The following is a 24903-nucleotide window of genomic DNA, read 5'->3' on the forward strand; positions in this document are numbered from 1 at the left end:
ATGATAACTATTTATTTTGCTTTTATCCTATTTTTTATGACAAAAAAAAGAATCCGAATGGAGGCGATTCCTAAGTAAAGGAAACCAATACCAACTAACCAATTTCCATAACGAGAATAAATGGTATCTAATTTGATCATGGGAACGGAAGAAACTAAAACTCCATCATTGTTCTCAAAAGAATCAAGAGTTCCTCTTGCTCTGCCATAGGCATCATAGATTCCAGAAAGACCATCTCTCACCGAACGAACAATAGATGACCCATTCTCAATTCCTCGAAGGACAGCCATTTCCGTATGAAATGGGGTGATTCCTTTCCAATCAGATGCGGGAATCAAAACCAATCCAGAACCTTCTTTTGCATGATGCTCTGTGACTCGTAAGCTATCAAAGTCATAACAAATGGCAACAGACATCTTTCCTTCCAAAACTTGAAATGCTTTTATATCAGAGTGGTGTTTCGAAACTGGTTCACCTGGAACAAGAAATTGTTTATAGTAGGTTTGGCGAATGGTTCCATCGGATGCAAACCAAACCAATTGATTATCAAAGAAAAATTCCTGATCCTTCAGTTGGACAATCAATGCCGCTATCACCTCTATTTTGTTTTCCTTTGCCACTACGGAAACCAATCGTAACAACTCCGATTCCTTCTCTTTGGTTACTAAAACTGCACCTTCGTTCCAAACGACTACCTTCGCTCCCTCTTTTGCAGCTAAAATCGTTTTCTCAAAGGTAAGTTTGGTATTTTCTGCATTGATTTCAGGATGATGGAACATCGATGTGACATCATATTTTGTAGTTATGGTAGCAATTTTGATTTGCTCTCCTGTGATTGGAAGATGCAAACGGATTGTGCCATAAAAATAAAGTAATACAAGTAAGACGAAGGATGTTAGGAGATATAAAGCTGAATCTTTTTGAATTCTATTTGTGTCGATCAATTCGCTAATACATTGTTCTAAACTTACGTTTATCAAATAAATGACAAAACTAATTCCAAGTGCCCCATAAAGTGAAGCTGATTGTAATAAAATTAGATTCCCAATTTGGCTATTGGCTATCATGCCCCATACACCCAAATCGGAATTGTATCCGCCTATCCATTCTAATATGATGCAAAAAAAGGCAAAAAACAAAATAGGAGATACCAAATTGGTAAATCGAATCCTAATCGTATTCCATAACCAAAGTAATAAGGTAAATACAAATCCTGCCTGGATTCCTGAAAGAATCGCAATCCAAATATGAAATGGTTCGCTTACGATTCGCATCGTAGATAGAATTTGAAAACCTATGAAACTGAATAAAAGAATTGGTATTGAATATCCAAGTCGGAGATAACGAAAAAAAGGAATAAAAAGAAACCAAGAAAAAATAGGTACATTCCATTTCATTCCAGTGAAACAGACAAACAAACCTCCAATTCCTAAAAGAAACCATCGATTGGATATTAACTTCATCTTTTAACTCTCTTTTGTTTTTGGATTTTTCCACCAGCACCTAACCAAATATAATGAAAAGAATCCATCCAAAGTGTTTCTAAATTTTCACCCATTTGAAATGCAAGTATCGGGACACCGAAAAAACAACTGACAATTGTTAGTGATAACGATTCCCAATTTGTATCTTTTGGTAATTCCTTTTTAAATTGAGCCAAAACCATTGCTTTCTCCAGAATGGATTCAATTCCACCTACTGTTAAAGTTTCGATTCCTGGAAAATTAGGAAACAGTAATACTCTTTCCGCCTTTGTTAAACTTTTTTGTTGAAGTTTCCGTTTGTTTTTTGCTTGGAAGGAGATGATCTCAAGAAGGATCCTTGGATTTTTTTTTGATTCTCTTGCTGTATATTGAAACAATGATAATAACAAGCCATATCCCGATTCTTTTAAATTTTGTTCTTCCGCAAATACACTAACCATCAAACTCCAAATTTGTATGTAATGAAGAATCAAATCATCTTTTTCGGGGAAATAATTATAAAAGGTTGGTTCTGAAATTTCGGCAAATTGGCAAAGCTCTATGATTTTGATGTCATCATAGGAACGGGACTCCAATAATTGAAGTAAACCAAAAATCAAATTCATTCGAGTCCTAGCAAATTTCCTCTCTTTTAAGGGGAAATTTTCCAAAGGATCATCAATTGGTCTTTTGATTTTTGGCATGATTTTATTTAGGGTTGGTTATATTTTTATAGTTAACCCTATTTTTTATCCAAGAATGTCGAAACGCGAACTTATTTGAATTATTTTTTAAGGAAAAAAGAAAGGATTTGTGAAAAAGGGGGAGATGTGATATTAGGAAGGCATTGGGTGGCGGGTCTAGAACCCCACCCTCAATCGGGCGGGGAAATTATATCCGCCTACTCTCTACTTCTTCGCGTGCGGATGCGCATTCCGATACACTTCTTTCAATCGGTCTCTCGAAACACTTAGATACACTTGTGTGGATGACAAAGAAGAATGGCCGAGTAACTCTTGTACGGCGCGAATATCGGCACCTGCATTCAGTAAGTCGGTAGCAAAGGTATGTCTAAACTTGTGAGGCGTAATTGCTTTTTCCATTCCCATCACAGATCTTCTTTCGGATAAAATATAACGAATCCCACGTGTCGTTAATTTCCCACCACGTTGGTTTAAGAAAATTTCTTCGGGACCAGCACTTCCTCTTTCTTCCAAATATTCTCTCAGTGCTTCTTTTGCTTCGGGACCAATAAAAACAAATCGTTCCTTTCTACGTTTTCCCATTACCTTCAGAGATGTTAACTCTTCATTCAAATCACTTAGTTTTGCATTCACTAATTCGAACACACGAAGGCCAGTGCTATACAAAACTTCCACGATGGCTTTGTCCCGTTTTCCAAGTACTTCTTTTTTTTCGGGATCTTCATAATCCAAAATGTCTTCTGTTTCGATTGGTGTAAAATTTTTGGGTAACTTCTTTTTCGTTTTTGGAAAACTCACCTGTAAGATGGGATTCGCTCCAATCTTTTCTTCTCGAAATAAAAATTTATAAAATGTACGTAAGGAAGAAAGTTTACGGCTTTGCGTTCGTTTGTCCTGTTTCTTCGTGGATTTTAAATCAGAAAAATAAGCGCGGACATCTAAAACATCAACACTCAAAATATCAATTTCCTCTTTGAGACAAAACTCAAAGAAGAATTTCAAATCGCGCAAATAGGCAAATAAGGTATGCTCTGAATAATTTTTTTCGATTTTTAAGTAAGTGCGGTAACTGCGAAATAAATCCGCCATAACTTGGGGAAAATGCTCTGGAATTTGGACTTCAAGGACTGGCAGGGTCATACATCCAATCTATCGGCACAAGTTTTCTTTCTCCTCCGCCAAAAAAATACTATACAAGTACTTACATTTTGTTTAGTGTTGAAATCGGAAAAAAAAGACATAATCCAGAAAAATTCCTCTCCCATTCCCGATTTGTCCTAGGCCTAAGGCATAATGGAGTCACTTCGGAAGAGAAAAAGAGTGGAATTCGGAAGGGATGGGTTCATCCTTGAGAGAGTCAGACGGATTTTTTTAAAACCAACTGACCAAGTCCCCTACCTAGTCTTTCGGAACACCGATTTAGGAGAACGATTGATTCATGAAAAAAGAGAAAGCTGACAAGGCACAAGACAAAGAGACCGACCAAAGAAAACAGGCCATTGATGCGGCCCTCGGCCAAATTGAAAAGCAATTCGGCAAAGGATCCATTATGCGTCTCGGTGCCGACACACGTATGGCTGAGATGAATGTGGTATCCACTGGATCTTTGGACCTTGACATTGCTTTGGGGATCGGCGGTTTTCCATCCGGTCGAATCATCGAAATCTATGGACCAGAGTCTTCTGGTAAAACAACACTGACTTTATCTGCGATCGCAGAAACGCAAAAAAAAGGAGGCATTGCTGCCTTCATTGATGCGGAACACGCACTCGATCCATCTTATGCTAAAAAACTCGGTGTCAATGTAGACGACCTGCTCGTTGCCCAACCAGACAACGGCGAAGAAGCACTGGAAATCTGTGAGTCCCTCGTTCGTTCCAATGCCATTGACCTCATCGTCATCGACTCGGTAGCAGCTCTTGTTCCGAAAGCGGAAATCGAAGGAGATATGGGTGACTCTCATATGGGTCTCCAGGCAAGGCTCATGTCACAAGCCCTTCGGAAACTCACAGGAACCATTTCTAAATCCAGTACCACTGTTATCTTTATCAACCAAATCCGTATGAAGATTGGAGTCATGTTTGGAAGTCCGGAAACCACTACGGGTGGTAACGCCTTAAAATTCTATGCTTCGATCCGACTCGACATCCGCCGCATTGAAACTCTGAAAGAAAAAGAGGAACCAGTTGGTAACCGTGTCCGAGTGAAGGTGGTGAAAAACAAATGTGCCCCTCCTTTCCGTCAGGCAGAATTCGACATCATGTATGCGAATGGAATCAACCGTGAAAGTTCACTCATTGATTTAGCAGTTCGTCACGATTTAGTGGCAAAAGCTGGATCTTGGTATTCTTACAACGGTGAAAAAATTGGCCAAGGAAAAGAACAAGTTCGGAACTTCTTTTTAGAGAACCCAGACATTGCTTTTAAAATCGAAAACCAAGTAAGAGACCTCAATGCACTTCCTCTTTTGGACCAAGCAAAAATTCAAACAAGAGAAGTGAAATCCATTGAAAGGGATCCAAAAGAAACGAAGGAAACAAAATCAAAACAACCTGTTAGTTTCTCAACCGAAGGGGATGGAGACATCGCAGTCGGCGAATAATCACAAAAAGGCTTTCTTTTTAGGAACCATTGCCGGTTCGGGGTTTCCCCGAGCCGGTTTTTTTTTGTTCGGAACTCACTTCTCGTTCCCAAGAAAAAAGATATATGAAATAGGATGAAAACAAAACCTATCCTCAAAGTTCCAAACAACAAAAGGTAAGTCCAAATTCATTTTGAATTTTCTTCTATATGCACCAAAAATTATTCCTATTTTTAATCTGTTTCACATTCCATTGCCAAATTTCAAATAACATAACAACCGTTTCCCCTGTAGAAGAAAATCTTTACGAAGAATGGGCAGGATTTTCAATTTCTGATCCTATTCATAAAAAGGGAATGGATTTGAGTTGGAATCAATTGATCCAAACGAGAGAAGTGATCAGCTCCTACTTAACGACAAAAGCTTACAACCCCAAAGTCAAAACAGTAGTGTATCCTTTTAGTGGGATTGATGTTTTAAATTTATTTTCTTTTTACCCACATTCTGAAAATTACATTCTCTTCGGTTTAGAAGATCCCGGTTTTCCGAGCAAATACAACGAATTATCAGAAAAAGAAAAGTCCATAGTCAAATCAGGGATTCGTTCTCTCTCCGATCACTTAGCGGGAAGAAATTATTTCACTTATCGCAAAATGAAAGAAGAAACAAAGAAAAAAGAATTAAATGGAGCATACCCAGTCTTTGTTGCCTTTTTAAAACGTATGGGGAAGGAAATCCTAGATTCCAAGGAAGAAATTATCGTCGGTAAAGGCATTGTATACAAAGGATTTTCCATACAATTATTTGATACCAGGTTAAACAAAAAAGAATCACTAACGTATTTTAAAATATTCTTAATTGGGAATGAAGGAATTCCTGGTGATGGTTTATATGAATACTTTACTCAGTTAGGAGAAATTGGAATTTTCACCAAGTCTGCAGAATATTTATTCCATGGGGAAAAAAGAAAATCCTTCCGCGATTTGCTTTTAAAAAACGCTAAATTTGTGGTTCAAGATGAATCAGGTTTTCCGATTCGATTTTTTCCAGAAGATTCTTGGAAACGGTCTATCTTTGGAAGGTATGAAAAATCTTGGAACTTGTCTGGAGCCGTGATTCCAGAAAACCAACCCGAACTTAAAAAATTAAGCCAAGGGACCAATGACCAAATTTTACCCTTTCCTTTTGGCTACGGATACTTAGGCACAAAGGACAACAGACAATCTGCCGTCCTCGTATTTGAAAAAAAATAAAACATGGAAAGGGATTAAACTACCGTAGTTGGATCCCAACAAGTTCTGAAATTTTCATTCCAATTGGATATTTCATTCATATCTTCTGGTGATAATTGAAAATCAAAAACATCTGCATTTTCTTTGATTCGAATTGGATTTTTTGATTTTGGTATCACCACATTTCCAGCTTGTAAGGACCAACGAATGAGAATTTGCGCATTTGATTTGTTGTATTTTTTTGCTAACTTAGTGACGCGTTCGTCTTCCAATTTTTGTCCATGTGCTAACGGACTATAGGCTTCCAGTAAAATTCCTTTGGCATTACAGTAGTTTTTAAGTTCTCTATCTTGTAAGAAGGGATGGAATTCTACTTGGTTCATCGCAGGAACGATTTCTGTTTCTTTGAGTAATTCTTCTAAATGAGGAACCATAAAATTACTCACCCCAATGGATTTTGTTTTTCCCTCTTGTTTGATTTTTTCCAATGCTTTCCATGATTCGTTGCGTTTTCCGGAAACAGGAAAATGGATCAAATACATATCCACATAATCGGTTCCCAATTTTTGCAAAGAAACATCAATTGCTTTTTGGGCTTCCTCATAACCTTGGTCCGCATTCCAAAGTTTGGTGACGAGAAAAATATCACTCCGATTCACTCCACTTTCTCGAATGGCTGCTCCTACATCTGCTTCATTTCCATAAATGGCCGCCGTATCTATGTGGCGATATCCAGATTCCAAAGCAAATTTTACAGCTTCAAAACATTCTTTGGGGCGAGATTTCCAAACCCCTAATCCAAGGATGGGAATGGATACAGATTGGTTGGAAGGAACGGTAGAGTTTAACTTTAATTCAGCCATATGTAGTTATTTAGACGAAACTCCCAACCATAATGGATTCTATGATTGGGATAAATTTTAGATTTCTATCTTACTTAGGAGTGGAAACCATCTCTTGAATCAAAGCAAAATGTAAATCATCTCCATTCCAATCGGCTCGATACTTTCCTTCATTTATGGTTCCAGAAAGGATGGCTTTTGCTAAAGGTCGATTCACAATCCTGTTGAACACACTTCCAAGAGGTCGTGCACCAAATTTCGGATCAAATCCTTGTTCTCGCAAAATATGTTCCGTACTTTCGGAAAGTTCGATTACGATTCCTTTTACCTTCAAACGTTCATTGAGTAAACGAAGTTGTTTATCAATCAGTTTCTCCATAATGGATGAATCTAACGAATGATAGGTCAATATTGCATCCAATCGTCCTAATACCTCTGGTTTAAAGTCTACATCTATATTCTTTGAATTTGTAGTGAGAATCACAATGGTATTCTTAAAATTGATTGTCCTACCTTTATTATCCGTTAATCTACCTTCATCTAAAATTTGAAGTAAAATATCAGAAAAATCAGGATGTGCTTTTTCAACTTCATCAAACAAAACTACAGAATACGGTTTTCTTCGAATGGCTTCTGTTAAAATTCCACCTTCATCGTAACCAACATAACCTGCGGGAGCACCGATTAGTTTTGCCACTGAATGTTTTTCTGAATACTCACTTAAGTCCAATCGAACGATATTTGTTTCTTGATCGAACAAAAACTTAGCAATGGCTTTTGCCGTTTCCGTTTTCCCTACACCTGTTGGACCTTTTAATAAAAAGGAACCAAGTGGTCTTGTCTCAGAAGAAATCCCTGCATACGAAGTCAAAAGTGTATCTGCAATTTCACGAATGGATTCTTTTTGTCCATACACCACTGAATTCAAATCATCTTCCAAATGAAGAAGATTCTCCTGTTTGGTTTTTAGAATTTTTTCAACAGGGATTCCGGTTTGTCTTGCGATGACAGCCGCTATGTGATTTCTCTCTAAAATCCAACTATTTTGGAAAGTGTTTAATTCCTTTTCTAATTCAGGTAATACTGCATACTTCAAACGCGAAGCTTCTGTATAATCTGCTCTTTGTTGTGCTGCATCCAAATCAAACTTCACTCGATCAATTTTATTTTTGATCGAAGCAATTTGTTTCAAAGAATTGACTTCTTTTTCCCAAATCTCTTTACCCGCTTGGAATTTTTTCTCTAACGTTTCGATTTCCTTGAGAATTTCTTCGTTTTTCTTTTCTACTTGAGCAAAGATTTTTTTGGAACGAATTTCACTCTCTAGTTCCACGAGTTCAGTCGGCATAGCTTCCGCAGAAAGTTTTAATGCGGACGCTGCTTCATCCACTAAATCAATCGCCTTGTCTGGCAAAAACTTATCAGTGATGTATTGGTCTGACAAAAGAACTGATGCGTAAATTGCTTCATCTGAGATTTTGATTCCATGATGAATTTCATGTTTATCACGAATCCCCATTAGAATTTCAATCGCATCCTCTTTACTTGGTTCGTTTACAGGCACGGCACGAAATCTTCTTTCTAATGCTTGGTCACCAAGAATGTACTTCTGAAATTCATCCCCAGTTGTAGCTCCAATACAATGTAATTCTCCCCGTGCCAGTGCTGGTTTCAACAGATTGGCTGCATCCATTGCGCCTTCTGTTTTTCCAGCTCCTACCAATTGATGAATTTCATCGATAAAAAGAATCGCCTCTCCTGCTTGTCCTTTGATGTAACGCAAAAGTGCAGTTAGTTTTTCTTCAAACTCTCCGCGATATTTGGTACCTGCCATCAATTGTCCCATATCGAGGGAATAAATCGTTTTTCCTTTTAGTACATCTGGAACTCTACCTTTTACAATTTGTTCCGCGAGACCTTCAACGATTGCAGTTTTACCAACACCAGCACTACCAACTAACACTGGATTGTTTTTAGATCTTCTGCCAAGAATTTCCATTACAGAACGAATTTCTTTACTACGTCCGATGACAGGATCCAACTTCCCTTCTCTTGCCAAATCATTGAGATTCACTAAAAAATTGGGAACCTCTTCATCTGTTTCCTTTACGTTCAATTCTTCGTAATTGATTTTTAGCTCTGGTAAAATCTGGGGTAAAAATTTTAAAAAGTCGGCTTCCTTTAATTCTTCTCTTCCATTCTCAGCAGCTCTCGAAGAAGCCATGGTAAACCATTGTGCCAGTTTTGGTGAAGTTCGGAGGGATTCGAAGGGAATTTCCCCTGATGCCCGCGCTTGTTTCTTTAAAAACTCATCCACGGTAGATTTATATTTCAGTAACGTTTTTCCCGAAACAGAAGTAGGTAGGGTCATAAAGCCCCAAACCAAATGATAAGGAGTGATTTCTGTATTTTGTCTCCTCATCGCCTCTGTCTGTGCAATGTCCAAGGCTCCTTGGACGTTAGAGTCATATTGTTTCATAGTGTTTCCTCACTTTTAGCACTCTAAGCCTTAGACTGCTAATTCTAGGTTCTTGTTACAAGTTTTTTTTTGGAAAAGGGCTTTCTTTACACCCTTCCTGCGAAAAACCTAGGGAAGAATCCCAAACCAAATATTCCCATCACGAGAAAGGAAACCAAATGGTCGCTCGTGAGGACTTGAGAGCAAATCGAAATAGGAGAATTGTGAATTTAGTGAAATTTTACAGGAAGGGTAAATGGATCGCTTTTGTATCTTTACTGTATCTGGCTCTTTTTGCTTCCCCCCTCTCGTCTCTTCCTATATCCATTGAAGAATCACAAAATTACCGAGACATCGGAAAATACTTTGAGTATACAATTCCCAAAAACCCGGAAGCGGGACTGAATGAAATTCTACGTGAAGACACCCTCTGGAGGCAGAATGCGAAAAGTGTCATTCTTTTTCCTAGATCCCAACATCCAGTATGGATCAAAATCACGCTCATCCATTATGGAAATCTTCCACACACTTACTTTTTACATCTATCGAATCCAGTAGTGGATGTGTTTGAACTCCATACCGAAATCAATGGGAAGTGGAAAACCGTTTGGTCTGGAGAACAGATCTTACAAAGGAATAAACCGATTTATTCTCATATCTCCGCCTTTCCCATCACTCTCTCTCCAAATGAATCCAAAACCGTTTATCTAAAAATCAAATCAGACAATCCAATTTTTAGTTTTGTTTCGATTTATAATGCGAGAACGTTTATCGCTTACTCAAAAAAACAAGACATCTTTTTTGCGGCATACTTTGGCGCGGGTTTTATGATGTTTATGTTTAGTTTGTTTTTAGCACATACACTGCGATATAAAAAGTTTTTTTATTTTTTCTTTTATCTAGCAACAATCCTTCTATTGAATACGTATTCCACTGGCTTCATTCAATACATTGAGTTTGGAAATTCCAATACTTGGAAAAATTATTTATTCCCGATCACCATTCTTGTGACATCCATCTTTGGATTGTTGTTTACCTTGGAATTCCTTGAGATCAAACAAACATATCCAAAATTGAATCGATTTACTAATGGCTATATTTTACTTCTGATTTTATCCAATCTAATGATATTTGTATTGGAATTAAGAAACTTTATTCAATTATCAATTTTACTCGTAATATTCCCCATTCTAATTGCGATTGTGATATCCATATTAACATTGTATAAAAGCAAAAAGAAACTCGAAGTTTTGTTATTTTTATTAGCATTTGGATCGATTTTAATTGGCGCTTGTATCAATACCTTTACCGTACAAGGATTATTAAAACCATATCATTTTGCTTCGTATTCATTACCATTAGGATCTGCGTTGGAAGTTTTTTTCTTATCACTTGCACTTGTCTTACGTGTATCTGACTATAGAAAATCGATAGAAGAAAAACAAGAATTAGATCTACAATTAAAAATTGCGCAGAAACTACAAAATGGTTTATTACCAAAAAAGCGTTCCCATGCACTACAGTATCCTCTTGGATTTCGTTATTCTCCTGCAACGGATATAGGTGGTGACTTTGTTGAAATCATTGTAAAAGAAAATGAAATAGGATTATTTTTATGTGATGTATCAGGCCACGGGATTCCCGCTGCTATGATTGCATCAATGACAAAGGTTACACTAGAAATTTGGAACGAAATTTTAGATAAACCAGTATTAGCTGCTGAAAAAATCAGAAAATCTCTACTGAGTTCTTTATCGGGTCATTTTTTAAGCGCATTTTTTGTGTATTTAAATCCCAAAGAAAGTATTCTAAGGATAGCAAATGCGGGGCATTTACCACTACTCCACATTGATCGAAATGGAATCATCACCACTTACACAAGTTATGGACGTGCGATCAACGAACACATACAATCAGATATGATCGAAAAAACGTTTCCTCTCCCAACGGAAGGAACCCTCATTCTATTTACTGATGGTGTCATTGAAGCAAGAAATATACATACAGGTGAGTTATTCGGTGAGGAAAGATTTTATTCACTCATTCAATCCTTAGCAAAAGAAGGTCCTCAAAAACTTTGTGATACTGTTGTTTCGGAAATCGAAAAATTTCAACACACAAAACGATCCGACGACGACATTACGATTCTTGCGTTATCACTCAACCCAAATATCGAAAACTAAAATTTAATTACCTATCCAAATATGAAGTTGATTCAATAAATCATTTGGATTAAATGGTTTTGATATAAAATCATTCATCCCAACGGTTTTGATTTGTTGTCTAGTTTCGATTTGTGCGGATGCTGTTAAGGCGATGATTGGCAATTCTTTCCAAATTTGATTTTTTCTGATTTCGACTGAGGCTTGATATCCATCCATCTCTGGCATATGTAAATCCATTAGAATCAAATCTACGGTTTGCTTAGAAAGAATCTCTAAAACTTCCAATCCATTGGCTGCTTCAAGAGTTTTGATACCCCAACGATTTAAAAACCGAATCACAATACTTCGATTGATAGAAATATCATCCGCAACAATCACTATTTTCCCTTTTAAAACTTCGTTGTTTTGGTTATTCGTGATAGTAATGAATTCATTGGTTTTTCCAATTTTACAAGGTAAGGTAAAGGAAAACTGCGATCCTACTCCTAATACCGATTTGACTGCAATATTACCATTCATAAGTTCTACCAATGCCTTAGAAATAGCAAGACCTAATCCCGATCCCCCATACTTCCTTGTTGTATCCTGATTCGCTTGAGTAAATTTTTCAAAAATGAAATTCAATTTGTTTGCTTCAATTCCAATCCCTGTATCAGAAATTTCAAATTTAAGTTCAATTGTATCCTCCTCCATTGGTTCCACTTTTAATTTTAAGTGTATTGATCCTTTTTGAGTAAACTTTAACGCATTTGATAATAGATTATTCAAAATTTGCAGAAGCCGTGTTGGGTCAGTATGGATGTATTCAGGTAAGTTAGGATCTAAATCCAATTGAAAATCTAACAATTTTTCATTGGCTCTAACTTGAAAGGAAGTAGTGATCGATTTTAAAAACTCTTTTATGTTAAAATCAATTGCTTCAATGACAACTAGTCGTTCTTCAATTTTATTAAAATCTAATATATCATTGATCAAAGATAAAAGTGACTCACTAGAGAACTTTAAATTTTTTAGATTTTCTAATTGTTCTGGTCTGGGATTTTCTTCCATTAACCATAAAGATAAACCAATGACTGCATTGAGAGGTGTCCTGAGTTCATGGCTCATATTTGATAGAAATTCAGACTTCGCTTTATTTGCATCTTCCGCTTTCTTTTTGGCTTCAATCAGTTCCTTTTCATAAACAATGGACTTTGTGACATCGACTAAAACAGAACGGCTTCGAATCATCTCGCCGTTACTTGCATAAATGGCAGTAGATGATAAATTGACAAACATGGTTTGCCCATTTTTTTTGTTGACTTCAAAGATTAAATTATTGATAAAACCTTGTTTTTTAAACAAAGGGAAGTTGGATAAAAATATTTCCTTACTATTTTCCGTTAAAAGATCGATCCATTTTTTCTGACCAACTAATTCATTTTCCGAATATCCAAGCCATTCACATTCTGTATGATTGATTTTTAAAAATCCACCATTCGGATCTAAACTATGAAACCCGACAGGGGAATACTGATATAAATCTTCAATTTCCGAAAAACGGTCTTCAATGACTTCCTTTTCCACAATCGAACGAATACTTTTTCTTAGAACAAAGATCATCCAAAAAATAAGAAAAGATAATAAAAGAAATAGACTTCCCGAAACAACGATTAACCGATCATTCAATTGTTTATGAGATAAAAATTCGCGTTCATCTCGAATCAGTTTTTGAAATAAAAATTGATCAAAAAAGGTTCGAAATTCAGTCATCTTTCGATTTCCTTCGATAAGAGTCGCAAGAGTTGGAATACGAAGTGGGCGTGTTGTGATGTAAGAATCAATTTGAGTTAACTTCAAATGACTCAAACGAAATAACTCCTCCAATCCTTTCGCATCAACATCCTCCACGTTCTTCGTTAAATAGATTTCAAGTGAATTCAATTCTGTTTTGGATGTATGGTACGGTATTAAAAAATTTGGATCTTTCGATAGGAGATAGCCTCTGACTCCAGTCTCTGCATCTTTTAGAAAGGAGGCATAATCTTTCAGTTTTGCATTCCATTCTTTTTTCTGTTCGAATTGAATGACTTTCGTGCGACTATGAAATACTTGGTAGAAGAAAAAGAATGATGAAAAAACTAAAAATGTTAATGTGAGCCAAAGAAATCCAAGATAATAAGGTAATATTCTTTTTTGGTCCAAAAAATTCATCTGAACCTATTGTCATATTCGAAACTCATGAACTTGTCAATTGATTAAAGCATGGCTTTCCAAGCAGGAAAATACAAATCAAACTTGGTTCCTTTCCCTGGATTGGAGTCAGCAAGAATTGCCCCACCCATTTTCACTATAATTCCATAGATGATGGATAATCCAAGGCCTGTCCCCTTTCCACCTTTGGTACTAAAAAATGGATCAAAAATTTTGTCCAAAATTTCTTTTGGAATTCCCGTACCATTATCTTCAAAACTTAGTTTCCAATATTCTGTATTTTTCATAAACCTTACTTGAAACAAATCAGATTTTTCATAGGAAACTTTTTCTAATCGGATTGTAATCTTTGGATTTGTAACTTCTTGAAGTGCAAATATGGAATTTTCATATAAATTGGAAAGAATTTGAAATATCTGAATAGAATCTGCTTCAATAAAAGCAGGCTCATCGCCCAAGTCCGTAAATAAAGAAATTTGGTTTGTGGATACAAACCTAAATTCATTCAAGACTTGCACTAATTGTTCTTTCAAATCCAATTGATTGGAAGTCGAATGATCAATTTTTGAATAAGTAAGTATTTGTTGAATTAAATTTTTTGCACGTTCCAAGGATTTGGAAATCCCTTCAATGGCAGGTATGGATTTTTGGATGATGTCATCCGAGTCATTTTTAGACCACTCAGCATTGAGAAAGGAAATATAAGCCATCATCGGTGTTAATAAATTATTAAAATCATGAGCAATGCCACCTGCAAAAGTGCCCAATGCTTCTAATTTCTGAGCTTGAGCATAAGCTCTTTCTAATACAATTTTTTCAGTAATATCTTTCGCTTCTAAAACTATATAGAAAATTTTTCCATTGGCATCATTCAAAGAATAAAAATCACAATCAAAATACTTTTCTCTTCCATCTAAAAGTTTATAGGACACAAACACTTCAAAAGTTTGGTTTTTAAGTGCTAATTTCATTCCATAGGTAAGTTTTTTAATCGAATCTTCATTGGAATTGGAAAAGATTGAACTAATCAATTCTAACCCTTGAACATCGGCTTCATTTCTTTCGAAAGAAAGCATGGCATTTCGGTTCATACGAATGATATGACCTTGTAAATCCAATAAAAAAATAGCTTGTGAAGAATTATTAAAAATCCCTTTGAATAATTGTTCATTCAATTGAATTGAATTTTCTAAACTGGAAACATCAGTGATATCATGAATGGTTCCAAAAATACGAAACCGATTTTCTTCAAAACGTTCCGCTTCCAACCAAAGATTTACTTTTTTTCGTCCTACTTTTGTGTTTAAATGAAGAACCAGTTCTTTGGATACATTTTCATTCATCACTTCCTTCCAAATGGATTGGATCGTGAGTTTTTCTTCTATATCCAAAAGTGACCAAACTTTTTCCATCAATGGGAATTCACTGAATTCAAATCCTAATATACGATATAACTCAAGTGACCAAAGGGTATTGTTTTCCGGGAAGATGACTTCGAAGTGTCCTAAATGGGAAATCTTTTGTGATCGAGTTAAAATTTCCTCCCCATGCACCAACATCTCCCATGCTTTTTTTTGAGATTGTTTGAGTCGAAAGGCTTCTAACTCGCGGTTCACTACAAACGGAAGTTTGATGATGGAAGATTTTGGTAAAAATTCTGAAGCACCTAAATTGAGATATTCAGAGGCAGACTCTTCTGGTATGAATTCAGTGATTAAGATGACGGGTAAATCGGGATGATAATCTTTCACTTTCTTAATGACATATTTGCCATCAAAGTCAGGAAGATAAAAATCAGAAATGACGATATCCCAATTCTGTTTTGATATTTTTTGATCAAATTCAGATTTCCATTCCACTCGCTCAGATGTAATCACAAATCCAAAGTTCTGTAGAACAGAAACGATTGCTTTATAAGATGCAAGAGAATCTTCTACGACCAAGACATTGATCTTTTTTTGTGAATCCATCATTTAGTAATTAATTGAATAAACCAAAAATGGGTAATTCCATCTCACCCAGAATTTCCGCCTTATTTTTGTATGCAGTTCCTCTCCCTTCTGCCAAAGCAAATTTTCCCTTGGAAAAATCATTTGGAGATAAATAAGGAGTATTCGTTTCCAATCGAATTAACTTTTTCCCTTTTTCTTTTGCAAGAAGGGTTTTTAAATCCTCAGTTTCCGATTCAATGATTTGGACAGAGGCATCTAACGCACGTTTTAGCATATTTTTACTAACTGGCCTATGGTTATTCACTTGATGGATCACGATTCGATCGATACTTGGATCTAAAATGAGTTCCTTAATTGGTTCTCCATCCCCGATACCTCCATCCAAAAATTCCTGACCTTGAAACTCTTGCACTTCATAAAGGAATGGGAAGGCAATCGAAGCCATAACTGCATCTAACACATTTCCTTCTGTGATCAACTCTCGTTTATTTTTTGATAAATTGGAGACAGCAATCCCTAATTTGATTGGTAGTTCTGAAAACTTTTTGTTTCCCAAATAAGGGTATAAAATTTTCCGAGTAGCTTGTCCAGTGAGGACACCACTTGACTTGTTCCATCCTTTTTTTAACAATCGACCCAATAAGGTTATGGAGTTCCCTTCCCAAAAATCCTTTTTTTTAAGTCCGAGGACAACGGATTCAAATTCAAGCATCTCTTTTCCTGTTGCATACAAGGCACCGATCATCGCTCCAGAACTAGAGCCAGTTACAATCGCAGGTTTGAATCCAATCTCCTGTAATCCTCTTACAAAACCAGTGTGGGCAAAAAATCCAAAAAAGGCTGATTTCAAACACAAGGCGGAATATTTTTTCGGAAAGATAAGTTCGATCATAACGATGGATTTGGTTTTCCCTTTTTATACCTTTCGGATCCATTTTGCAATGGAAACTTTTGTCATATCATAGAACAATACTCCAATAAAAGCAACTAGTATCGCCACGGAAAATTGTATAAAATTAAGCGGAACAAACCTGAACAAAGCATTCATTCCAGGTAAATAAATCGATAAGAGGAGAACACTAATGGTGATCAAAAACACAATATAGATCATGGAATTTTTGATACGCATGCGACTCCACATAGATTCATGTAACGATCGATTGGCAAGTATCAAAAATAAATTTGAAAATACTAAGGAAACAAAAGTAGTTGTGCTTACAACTTGTTTGATTCCATTTTCATTCAAATAAACAAAAGTAATCCAATAAGTTACAACAACAGATAACAAGGAATAAAACCCTTGGATGAGTGAATTGATAAAAAGTTCTTTGTCTAGTAATGGATCCGAAGAAAACCTCGGCTTTCGGTTCATCAAATCAAACTCAGCTGCTTCCTTTTCAAAAACAATAGTACAGGTTGGATCAATCACCATCTCCATAAATACAATGTGAATGGCTGATAATACAACGATTGGCCAATCAAATAAAATTGGGAAAAAAGTAATCCCAACAATGGGGATATGAACACCAATTAAATAACCCAGTGCTTTTTTTAGATTATCAAAAATCTGTCTCCCAATTCTCACAGACTCCAAAATCGAAGAGAATGAATCGTCTAACAAAACTATATCGGCAGCTTCCCTTGCAACGTCCGTTCCTCGTTCTCCCATAGCGACACCGATATTGGCAGTTCTGAGTGCAGGTGCATCATTTACCCCATCTCCGGTCATCGCAACGATTTCCCCATCTGCCTTCAGATAACGAACTAACTTCCACTTATCCTCGGGACTCACTCGAGAAAAGACATTACACGTTCTTAAAACATCACGTAGTTTCTCCTCCGTTAGTTCTGATAATTCCTTTCCCGTGTACACTAAATCTGCATTTTGTAATCCAATTTGTTTCGCAATATTTTTTGCCGTTTCCGGATAATCGCCTGTGATCATAATCACGCGGATACCAGAACGATACGCTGTTTTCACAGCTTCGGGAACAATTTCTCGAATTGGATCCAAAAACGAAAGTAAGCCGTATAACTCATATGATATGGAATCTCGATTTTCAGGAACCTCCTGTGAAGGAAATTTTGATTTGGCCACGGCCAACACACGATAACCTTCTTTGGCAAGTAAATTTGTTTGATTCGTCCATAATTCTAATTCTGTTTCATTCAATTGACATAAGGTAAAAATTGCTTCCGGTGAACCCTTTGCATAACAGCTAAAACCATCATTTTCCTGTAAAACCCGAACCATGGTTAGTTGGCTTGGTGTCAGAGGAAAATCTTTAATGGAAATGAGAGACATATCACCAGACTGATGAAAAGATTCCATGGATTGAGAAATAGCAATATCCATAGGGTCAAAACTCGGATGTTTGGATGCAAAATATGCAATTTGTAAAATTTCTTTTGAATCCAATGAAATCTCATTTGTATTTTCTAAATTTTGAACAATTGATTTCGTTGTGATTTTCCCAAGTTTCATTCTATTTTGTGTGATCGTACCTGTTTTATCAGAACATAAAACTGTAGCCGCACCCAATGTCTCAATAATGGAAGAACGTCTTACTAAAACATTTTTCGTACTTAAGCGATAAGCTCCTAATGCAAAAAATATCGTCATTACCAAAGGTAATTCTTCTGGCATAAGTCCAATCGCCAAAGTCAATCCAGATAAAAGACCTTGTAACCACTGCGATTGCACGAATCCAAAATATAGGGCAAGTAAAATACAAAGACTTGCGGCAACTAAGAATAAATTACGTACGAGTCTTGTTACTTCTATTTCTAAAAGTGTTTTACCAACAGATTCATCTGCAATTTTACGACCAATTTTTCCAATTTCAGTTAGATTTCCAACAGAGGTAACTCGACATACTCCTTCCCCACCAACTACCAGTGCACCACAGTATACAAACTGGCCTATGAGTTTATTCACAGGGATTGACTCACCAGTTAACAATGATTCGTCGCACGAAAACAACCGATCAGAAAGCAACTCAGCATCTGCTGGAATTCGGTCACCTTCGTTTAAGATCAACAAATCTCCATACACTACATCCTTCCCTTCAATACGGATGATTTGTCCATCACGAATGACATTACTTCTTGGGCTTGCCAATGACCGAAGGGCGGAGATGGCGGTTTCTGTTTTTTTCTCTTGGTAAAACGTAATACAAATAATACCGATGACAGATCCTAACAAGAGCAAGGCTTCATTTCGATCTCCCAAAAGTAAATAGACGATACTAATAGAAATGAGAAGCAAAATCATTGGTTCTGTGACAACCCCAAACAACATTCGCAACAATCCATTTTTCTGGGAGGTACTGATTTCGTTTGATCCGTAGACTGAACGGTTCTTTTTTACTGTTTCTTGGGTTAAACCCATGGTTATGTATTCAGAAATTTGTTTGGGTATGGCTTGCATAATAATTGGATTTTCGAATTGAATTAATTTGATTCTAGATTAACATTCTAGAATGTGCGATACATCCCTTGCCACTGAAAAATTTACCAAAACACAAAAAAGAATTTTTGCTAAAAATTCCGATCGAGAACCAAATGAAGCCCAATCCATTTTACACGTTTCTCGCAAGGAATATCCACAAAACACCAAGGTAAAAACCAGTTTTATAGAAATCCCACAAACTCCGGTTACCTATGAAGTGTTTTTATCCAAACCGTTTCATATGTGGGGCGCGGAAATGGGTGTTAATGAGTTTGGAGTATGTATTGGAAACGAAGCTGTTTTTACAAACCTAAAAATACATAAAAAAAATGATGGGTTAACAGGAATGGATCTTTTGCGTTTGGCTTTAGAACGTTGTAAAACTGCAAAAGACGCACTATCTTGTATCACTGAATTACTAGAACGTTTTGGGCAAGATGCATGTGGAGGATACAAAAATCAGTCGTTCTTCTATCATAATAGCTTTATTATCGCAGATCGAACTGATGGTTATGTTTTAGAAACAGCAGACAGGCATTGGGTTTCAAAAAAAATAGATTCTTTTTATGCAATTTCCAATGGTCTCACAATCGAATCCGACTATGATGAAATCTCAAAAAGCCTACTAGATAATTTGAAACATAAATCCAAAAAGGATTTTTCCTTCAAAAAAGAATTCAGTGATTCGTTTTACACATACATGAGCCATTGTTCAGACCGAAGAAATCTTCACAAAAGAACTGCAGAAGCATATCAAAACCTTCACACAACGTACCATACTAAACTTGCCATGGAAACTTTGAAAACTCATGAGATTCCTATTGATGACTTTGAACCTTGTAATGGTTCCATGAAATCTTTATGTTTACATTCCACAGGTCTCACAACGCCAAATCAAACAAATGGAAGTTTGGTGGTCGAATGGGATACTTCAGAAACGAATCAAGATCCACTTCGAGTATATTATACAGGAACATCCACTCCTTGCCTAAGTTTATTTAAACCATTTTTCTTTGGTACAAAAAATTTCATCAATGCATCTAGCTTAGATTCAAATGCTTCCTTTTCTGATACATTATGGTGGTTACATGAATCAATTGCAAGGAAAAGTAATTTTGATTACCAAGGTGTCAGATCGATTTTACTGCCTAGTTTGATTGGGTTACAAGATTCCGTGATGAACGTAACCAAAGAATCCATTCCATCCACTAAAAAAGAAGAAACCCAATGGAGGTTTTTGAAAGACCATGTGAATGTTCTTAAAAAAGTTGAGGATGAATTATTGGATGCAAACATTGGCAAAAGCAGATGGCAAAACCCACTTTACCAATTGTATTGGAATGAACAAAATAAAGATCTAGGATTCCGAAACAAGTAATAAGATAATATCATTAACATTGGTTCCCGTTGGCCCCGTATCCAAAGTAGAACCAATGTCTTTTAAAATCGCATATGAATTAGAATGTAATAATTCACGAGTGGGGTCCCATCCGTGTTGTATCATTTTCTGAAAAGAATCCTGATCCACAACCCCACCCGCAGAATCTGTTGGGCCGTCAGTTCCATCTGTTCCCCCAGACAAAAACATCCATTTGCGATTGGATTTGTGTTTTTCCAGTAAAATCGATACTCGAAGTGTCAACTCCATATTGCGCCCCCCTTTGCCATCACCAACGACTGGGCATACCAATTCTCCACCTAACATAATTAGTTGTTTTTCTGGACTTTGGATCGCTTTTAAAAATTCCGCTTCGATCAGCAACGAAGTTTCTTCACTCGATTTGTCCCATACACTTGAAATTAATTTTGTTTTGTATCCTTTGCGCCCTGCAGAATTCCAAATTTGATCGAGAGAACGAGTTAAATTTCCTAAAATATAATAGTGAGAACTTGGATAGGTTGGACCAGATGCGATGAGACTCGGATCATCACCTAATACATCGGAAATGACAAAAGTTAAAACGTCTAAATCGGGATGTAACAGTTGTAAAAGTTTTCCACCTTTGACCAAAGAATATTTTTTACGTTCCTCATTTAGTTTTTGAATTGGAGTTCCTTTTTTTAATAAGGAAGATTGGATTTCTTGGATCTTTTCGATTGTGACACCGTCAATTGGAATTTCAAATAAACTAGATCCCCCTCCCGATAACAAAACCACCAACCGATCTCCACTACCTAATGATTGTAAGCCAGACAAAATTTCTTTTGCATGTATAACTGAATTTTCATCTGGAACTGGATGTGCAGCTTCTCTGTATTCCCAAATCGATTGGTTTTCTAACAAATAAGATTCCTTTGGGACATGACCATATTTCGTAAGGACCCATCCTTTTTTGATCTTGAAATCCTTAGCAAATGCCTTCGCCATCGAATCTCCAGCCTTCCCCAAAGCGAATACATAAACATTTTTAGAGGAATCATGGATCTGTGAAAAAATTTCAGGATGTTCTTTCCAAAATTCAGGAAAAAGTTGCTCAGGTTTTGCGACTAAAATTCCTTCCTGAAAAAAATCTAACACATCTTCTTTTAGTGAATTCAATCGAATGATTTCCTGAATGTAGCATCAAATTGATCGAACGTAATCACATCACCACTTTCCTTTCCAAATCGTAAAACATCCGTCGGACAGAGGGAAACACAGGCCGAACAACGTACACATTGTACGCTATCCATAGGAATGCCTCGACTAGCGTAACCCATTACATCAATGCCTTGGTGGCAATTTTTTGTGCAGATATTACAAGAAATACATTTTTTCTTTTCTGAAAAGATACGAAAGGTACTAAATCTAGCATAAATATGCATGAGAGAAGCCAAAGGACAAAACATCCGGCACCACACTCGTCCAGAATATAAAAAATAAAAACCTACACCCACGACTCCTGCCAAACCGATATCAATGAATATATCATAAAATCCTTTCGTTGAATCTGCAAATATTTCCCCCCAATACAAAAATGGGAAATGAGATTTTCCAAAAACACTGATTAACTTCAAAAACGTGAGGATAAAGGCTAGAATTAAGATATATTGACCCGTATGTTCCAAGTTATATGCCCTTTTCGTATGAGGCATTTTTTGACGGTATTCATCTCCTAATGTTTCAGCAAGTCCACCACAAGAACAAATCCATCCACAATAGGCTCCTTTACCATAGTGATAGACTAATAATGGGATGATACCAAAACTAATAGATAGGCCATATAAGAACCAAAATGTGGTGATTCCACCATCATATAAAACACCCATGTTCAAAGGCCAAGCTAGAATCAACCCGTAAGCTTTCCAATACGCATCGTTTGGGAACACTTCTGTTCGGAGAAATCCCTCCTGTGAACCTAAATAACCAAATTCACCTAACTTTGGTAAGATAATTTCTGGTAAAAGAAACAGGAAAAAAATCTGAACTCCAATCAACGACAAGGTTTGGTAAAAAATGTATTCGGTTTTACGAACGAGAATCCTACGGATCCCAAAAACCAATATGGTTAAGGAATACAAAAATGTATAATGGAAGGCTGGAGATTTTTCTAAAAACTGATATTGGAAATATGTAGAAGATAAATAAACAAACAAAAAGTAACTAAAAGCAAAAACAAAATAGAAACTTTTCAGCATTTTCCAAGGTTTCCATTGGAATTGCCCATTCCGAAGATAAAGAAATGCAAAAAACAAAAAACTGAAAAAAGAGAATGTAGCACTTACGGTGGCAAGAGGTGAAAACCAACTGGGTCCGTACATAGCTGCTTTGCCAAAATACGCAGTCGTTGCAAAAGTTAAAACTGCTCCGAAACCAACCCAATCCATCAGTCGTTTTTGGTTCTGTAATTTGATTCCGACTCGTTCTAGAAATCCAATAGGAGGTAAGGTTCCAATCAAAACAAATATCATATTTGCAGCAGATTTAATTGCTTTGTCCTTGGTTTTGATAAACACAGAACTTGGGGTAATCTCAGTTAGTTGTGATTCATAAAAAACTTTTATTTTGCCTTCTTTTGTGAGTTTCTGAAAACGAGATTGGTTTTCCTCTTTGGCTTTTTGAAAACGATCACCTCGATGGACTAACGTGACATCCTTTGCATAATCTGCGCATTGGATGGCTGCCTCAAGAGCCGTGTCACCACCTCCCACAATGACAATGGATTGATGTAAAGTATCCTTTGGGTCGATCAATCGATAAAATACATGAGAACTAGTTTCCCCTTGGATCCCTAATTTTCTCGGATCTCCAGACTTCCCAATAGCGATGATCACAGCATTGGTTTCAAAATATTCTCCGGATTCGGTTTCCAAAACATAGCCAATAGAATCTTTTTTGATTTGAATTACTCGTTTGCTCGTTTGTATATTGATAGGATTATCTTTTAAAATTCCATTCAGGTCTTCTAATAGTGTTTCTTTGGTGGAATTCACAATCTTTAACTTTGATTTGGTGGGATATTCTTTTGGTTCTGCAAATATAGGTTTTCGATTCGGATAACTTTGAATGGTTTGAAAAGGTAAATTCGATTCTAAAACTAAATAGCTTTTTCCAAGTGATTTACCTTCTAATGCACATGAAACTCCAGCAGGCCCCGAACCTATGATCACAGCATCATACCGGCCATTTTGACAAGTGGGGATGGAATTCCAAACTTTGACACCACTTTCAGCGGCAAGTTTTAAAAGGGGAACACCCGTTAGATCTCCAATCACAAAAACATTCGATAAATTAGTTTCAAAGTTTTCGGAAATTTCAGGATAAATTTCAACAGAACCTGTAGGTGCTGATTTTCTCAACCAATCAAAATAAAACTTGGGCCACATACTATTTGATTGGACTGAAAAATCAAAAAAAAGAAACGAAATTACATGGAACTGGGAATTTGAATTTTAATTTTTGTCCCAAGATTTTGACCACTTGTCAAAGACATTACACAACCTTGGTTTTTCAACATTTCAGAACAAACAAGTAAACCAAGGCCTGTTCCTTTTTCCCCTTGTGTACCAAAAGTTGTAGGAAAAAGTTTTCCCGCATAAATTTGTTCGATTTGGTCTTGAGTCATCCCAATTCCAGAATCTGTGATAATGAGTTCCGTAAAGACTGGACCTTGAACTACTTCCACAGTAATATTCTGATTGGGATATGAAAACTTAATCGCATTCGAGAAAAGATTCCGAATGACGGTGCTTATCATTCGTTCATCACAGTAGACTAAAACATTGTTTGGGATTTGTAAATCAAACTGAATCCTTTTATCACTTGCTTGTAAGTTCAGAATGTCTTTAGCATTTTGAATCATCTTAGATAGATTAACCGTATCTAAATTGATTGGAATTTTTTTGGATTCACTTCTCACCCAATCTAATAAATTTTCCAAAACCAAATAGGATTGATTGGTGCTTTTTTTTAATTCCTTTAAAGCGATGAGTAGTTCTTCTTTGTCTGGATTGGTTTCCGTTAAAAACCCCAAATAAGAATTCATAGTTCCAATTGGGCCTTTTAAATCATGAGCTAAAATAGAAAAAATTCTATCTTTATGAGCATTGGTGCGAATCATTTCCTTTTGAATTCGATTCGTATTTCGCAAAAAATAAAACATGATCAATGCGACAAAAAACAAACAGGAAACAACTGAATTGACTCTGAATAATTCCTGAATGAATTCTTCGTAAATCAAAGTACCTTTTTCAAAGGTACCAGGTGTTCCAAAAAACTCAAACCAAACATACAATAGGTTATTGTATAAAAAAACAAATAAGATCCAAAATTTTTCTTCGTAAGAAAAAATGACAAATGGAGCTAGAGAAAATACCAAAAAATAATAATAAAAACCACAAGAATTTCCAAAACTAATCATACATTCAGAAAAAACTGGAATG

At 36.3% G+C, this 24903-nt stretch carries 16 protein-coding genes; 4 read left to right on the top strand and 12 right to left on the bottom strand.

The features are described 5' to 3' along the window. Positions 1 to 11 precede the first annotated feature (11 nt). From EHQ59_RS09400 to xerA, 3 genes are all read right to left on the bottom strand, one after another. Positions 12 to 1463 (bottom strand): nitrilase-related carbon-nitrogen hydrolase, encoded by a 1452-nt coding sequence (locus EHQ59_RS09400; protein WP_135619404.1) that lies wholly within the window; start codon positions 1461 to 1463, stop codon positions 12 to 14. After that, the gene (locus EHQ59_RS09405) at positions 1460 to 2167 is read right to left on the bottom strand and encodes a TetR/AcrR family transcriptional regulator (protein ID WP_135619405.1); all 708 of its coding nucleotides are present in this window, start codon (positions 2165 to 2167) and stop codon (positions 1460 to 1462) included. The genes EHQ59_RS09400 and EHQ59_RS09405 overlap by 4 nt, the downstream gene beginning before the upstream one ends. A gap of 204 nt (positions 2168 to 2371) precedes the next feature. Further along, on the bottom strand, positions 2372 to 3307 hold the full coding sequence (xerA, locus tag EHQ59_RS09410; protein WP_135619406.1) for a site-specific tyrosine recombinase/integron integrase: 936 nt from the start codon (positions 3305 to 3307) through the stop codon (positions 2372 to 2374). 298 nt (positions 3308 to 3605) lie between these two features. On the opposite strand from xerA, the gene recA reads away from it, so the two are divergent. Next, positions 3606 to 4769, top strand: coding sequence for a recombinase RecA (gene recA / locus EHQ59_RS09415; protein ID WP_135619407.1), 1164 nt, complete (start codon positions 3606 to 3608; stop codon positions 4767 to 4769). 188 nt (positions 4770 to 4957) lie between these two features. Continuing rightward, the gene (locus EHQ59_RS09420; protein WP_135619408.1) at positions 4958 to 6001 is read left to right on the top strand and encodes a hypothetical protein; all 1044 of its coding nucleotides are present in this window, start codon (positions 4958 to 4960) and stop codon (positions 5999 to 6001) included. A gap of 14 nt (positions 6002 to 6015) precedes the next feature. Here EHQ59_RS09420 and EHQ59_RS09425 read toward each other — a convergent pair whose 3' ends face one another. Both EHQ59_RS09425 and EHQ59_RS09430 read right to left on the bottom strand, forming a co-directional pair. After that, positions 6016 to 6843: an aldo/keto reductase gene (locus EHQ59_RS09425; protein ID WP_135619409.1), complete on the bottom strand. Its 828-nt coding sequence runs from the start codon at positions 6841 to 6843 to the stop codon at positions 6016 to 6018. Positions 6844 to 6913: 70 nt separating this feature from the next. Further along, on the bottom strand, positions 6914 to 9301 hold the full coding sequence (locus EHQ59_RS09430) for an ATP-dependent Clp protease ATP-binding subunit (protein ID WP_135619410.1): 2388 nt from the start codon (positions 9299 to 9301) through the stop codon (positions 6914 to 6916). Between the two features lie 158 nt (positions 9302 to 9459). Between EHQ59_RS09430 and EHQ59_RS09435 the strand changes: the two genes are divergently transcribed. Further along, entirely contained in the window at positions 9460 to 11463 is a 2004-nt protein-coding gene (locus EHQ59_RS09435) for a SpoIIE family protein phosphatase (RefSeq protein ID WP_135619411.1), read from the top strand. A 3-nt stretch (positions 11464 to 11466) separates the two neighbouring features. Here the strand turns inward: EHQ59_RS09435 and EHQ59_RS09440 are convergent, their stop codons facing one another. The 4 genes from EHQ59_RS09440 to EHQ59_RS09455 are packed head-to-tail and all read right to left on the bottom strand — an operon-like array spanning position 11467 to position 19020. Next, a complete protein-coding gene (locus tag EHQ59_RS09440; protein WP_135619412.1) occupies positions 11467 to 13638 on the bottom strand; it encodes a response regulator in 2172 nt (723 codons plus the stop codon). 44 nt (positions 13639 to 13682) lie between these two features. Next, positions 13683 to 15608 carry a hybrid sensor histidine kinase/response regulator gene (locus EHQ59_RS09445; RefSeq protein WP_135619413.1) on the bottom strand — a complete coding sequence of 642 codons (1926 nt, stop codon included), beginning with the start codon at positions 15606 to 15608 and terminating at the stop codon, positions 13683 to 13685. A gap of 10 nt (positions 15609 to 15618) precedes the next feature. Next, the gene (locus EHQ59_RS09450; protein WP_135619414.1) at positions 15619 to 16482 is read right to left on the bottom strand and encodes a patatin-like phospholipase family protein; all 864 of its coding nucleotides are present in this window, start codon (positions 16480 to 16482) and stop codon (positions 15619 to 15621) included. 24 nt (positions 16483 to 16506) lie between these two features. Then, positions 16507 to 19020: a cation-translocating P-type ATPase gene (locus EHQ59_RS09455; protein ID WP_135619415.1), complete on the bottom strand. Its 2514-nt coding sequence runs from the start codon at positions 19018 to 19020 to the stop codon at positions 16507 to 16509. A 52-nt stretch (positions 19021 to 19072) separates the two neighbouring features. Here EHQ59_RS09455 and EHQ59_RS09460 point away from each other — a divergent pair, with 52 nt between their 5' ends. Continuing rightward, complete coding sequence (locus EHQ59_RS09460; RefSeq protein WP_135619416.1) at positions 19073 to 20419, top strand: carcinine hydrolase/isopenicillin-N N-acyltransferase family protein; 1347 nt, start codon at positions 19073 to 19075, stop codon at positions 20417 to 20419. Here EHQ59_RS09460 and EHQ59_RS09465 read toward each other — a convergent pair. The 3 genes from EHQ59_RS09465 to EHQ59_RS09475 all read right to left on the bottom strand — a co-directional run. Continuing rightward, a complete protein-coding gene (locus tag EHQ59_RS09465) occupies positions 20399 to 21580 on the bottom strand; it encodes a glycerate kinase type-2 family protein (protein WP_135619417.1) in 1182 nt (393 codons plus the stop codon). The genes EHQ59_RS09460 and EHQ59_RS09465 overlap by 21 nt on opposite strands. Next, on the bottom strand, positions 21577 to 23847 hold the full coding sequence (locus EHQ59_RS09470; protein ID WP_135619418.1) for an NAD(P)-binding domain-containing protein: 2271 nt from the start codon (positions 23845 to 23847) through the stop codon (positions 21577 to 21579). Before EHQ59_RS09470 ends, EHQ59_RS09465 begins: the two co-directional genes overlap by 4 nt. A gap of 41 nt (positions 23848 to 23888) precedes the next feature. Next, a partial coding sequence (locus EHQ59_RS09475; protein ID WP_135619419.1) for a sensor histidine kinase occupies positions 23889 to 24903 on the bottom strand: 1015 nt, incomplete at its 5' end.

The sequence above is a fragment of the Leptospira kemamanensis genome, from assembly GCF_004769665.1.
GTDB lineage: Bacteria > Spirochaetota > Leptospiria > Leptospirales > Leptospiraceae > Leptospira_A > Leptospira_A kemamanensis.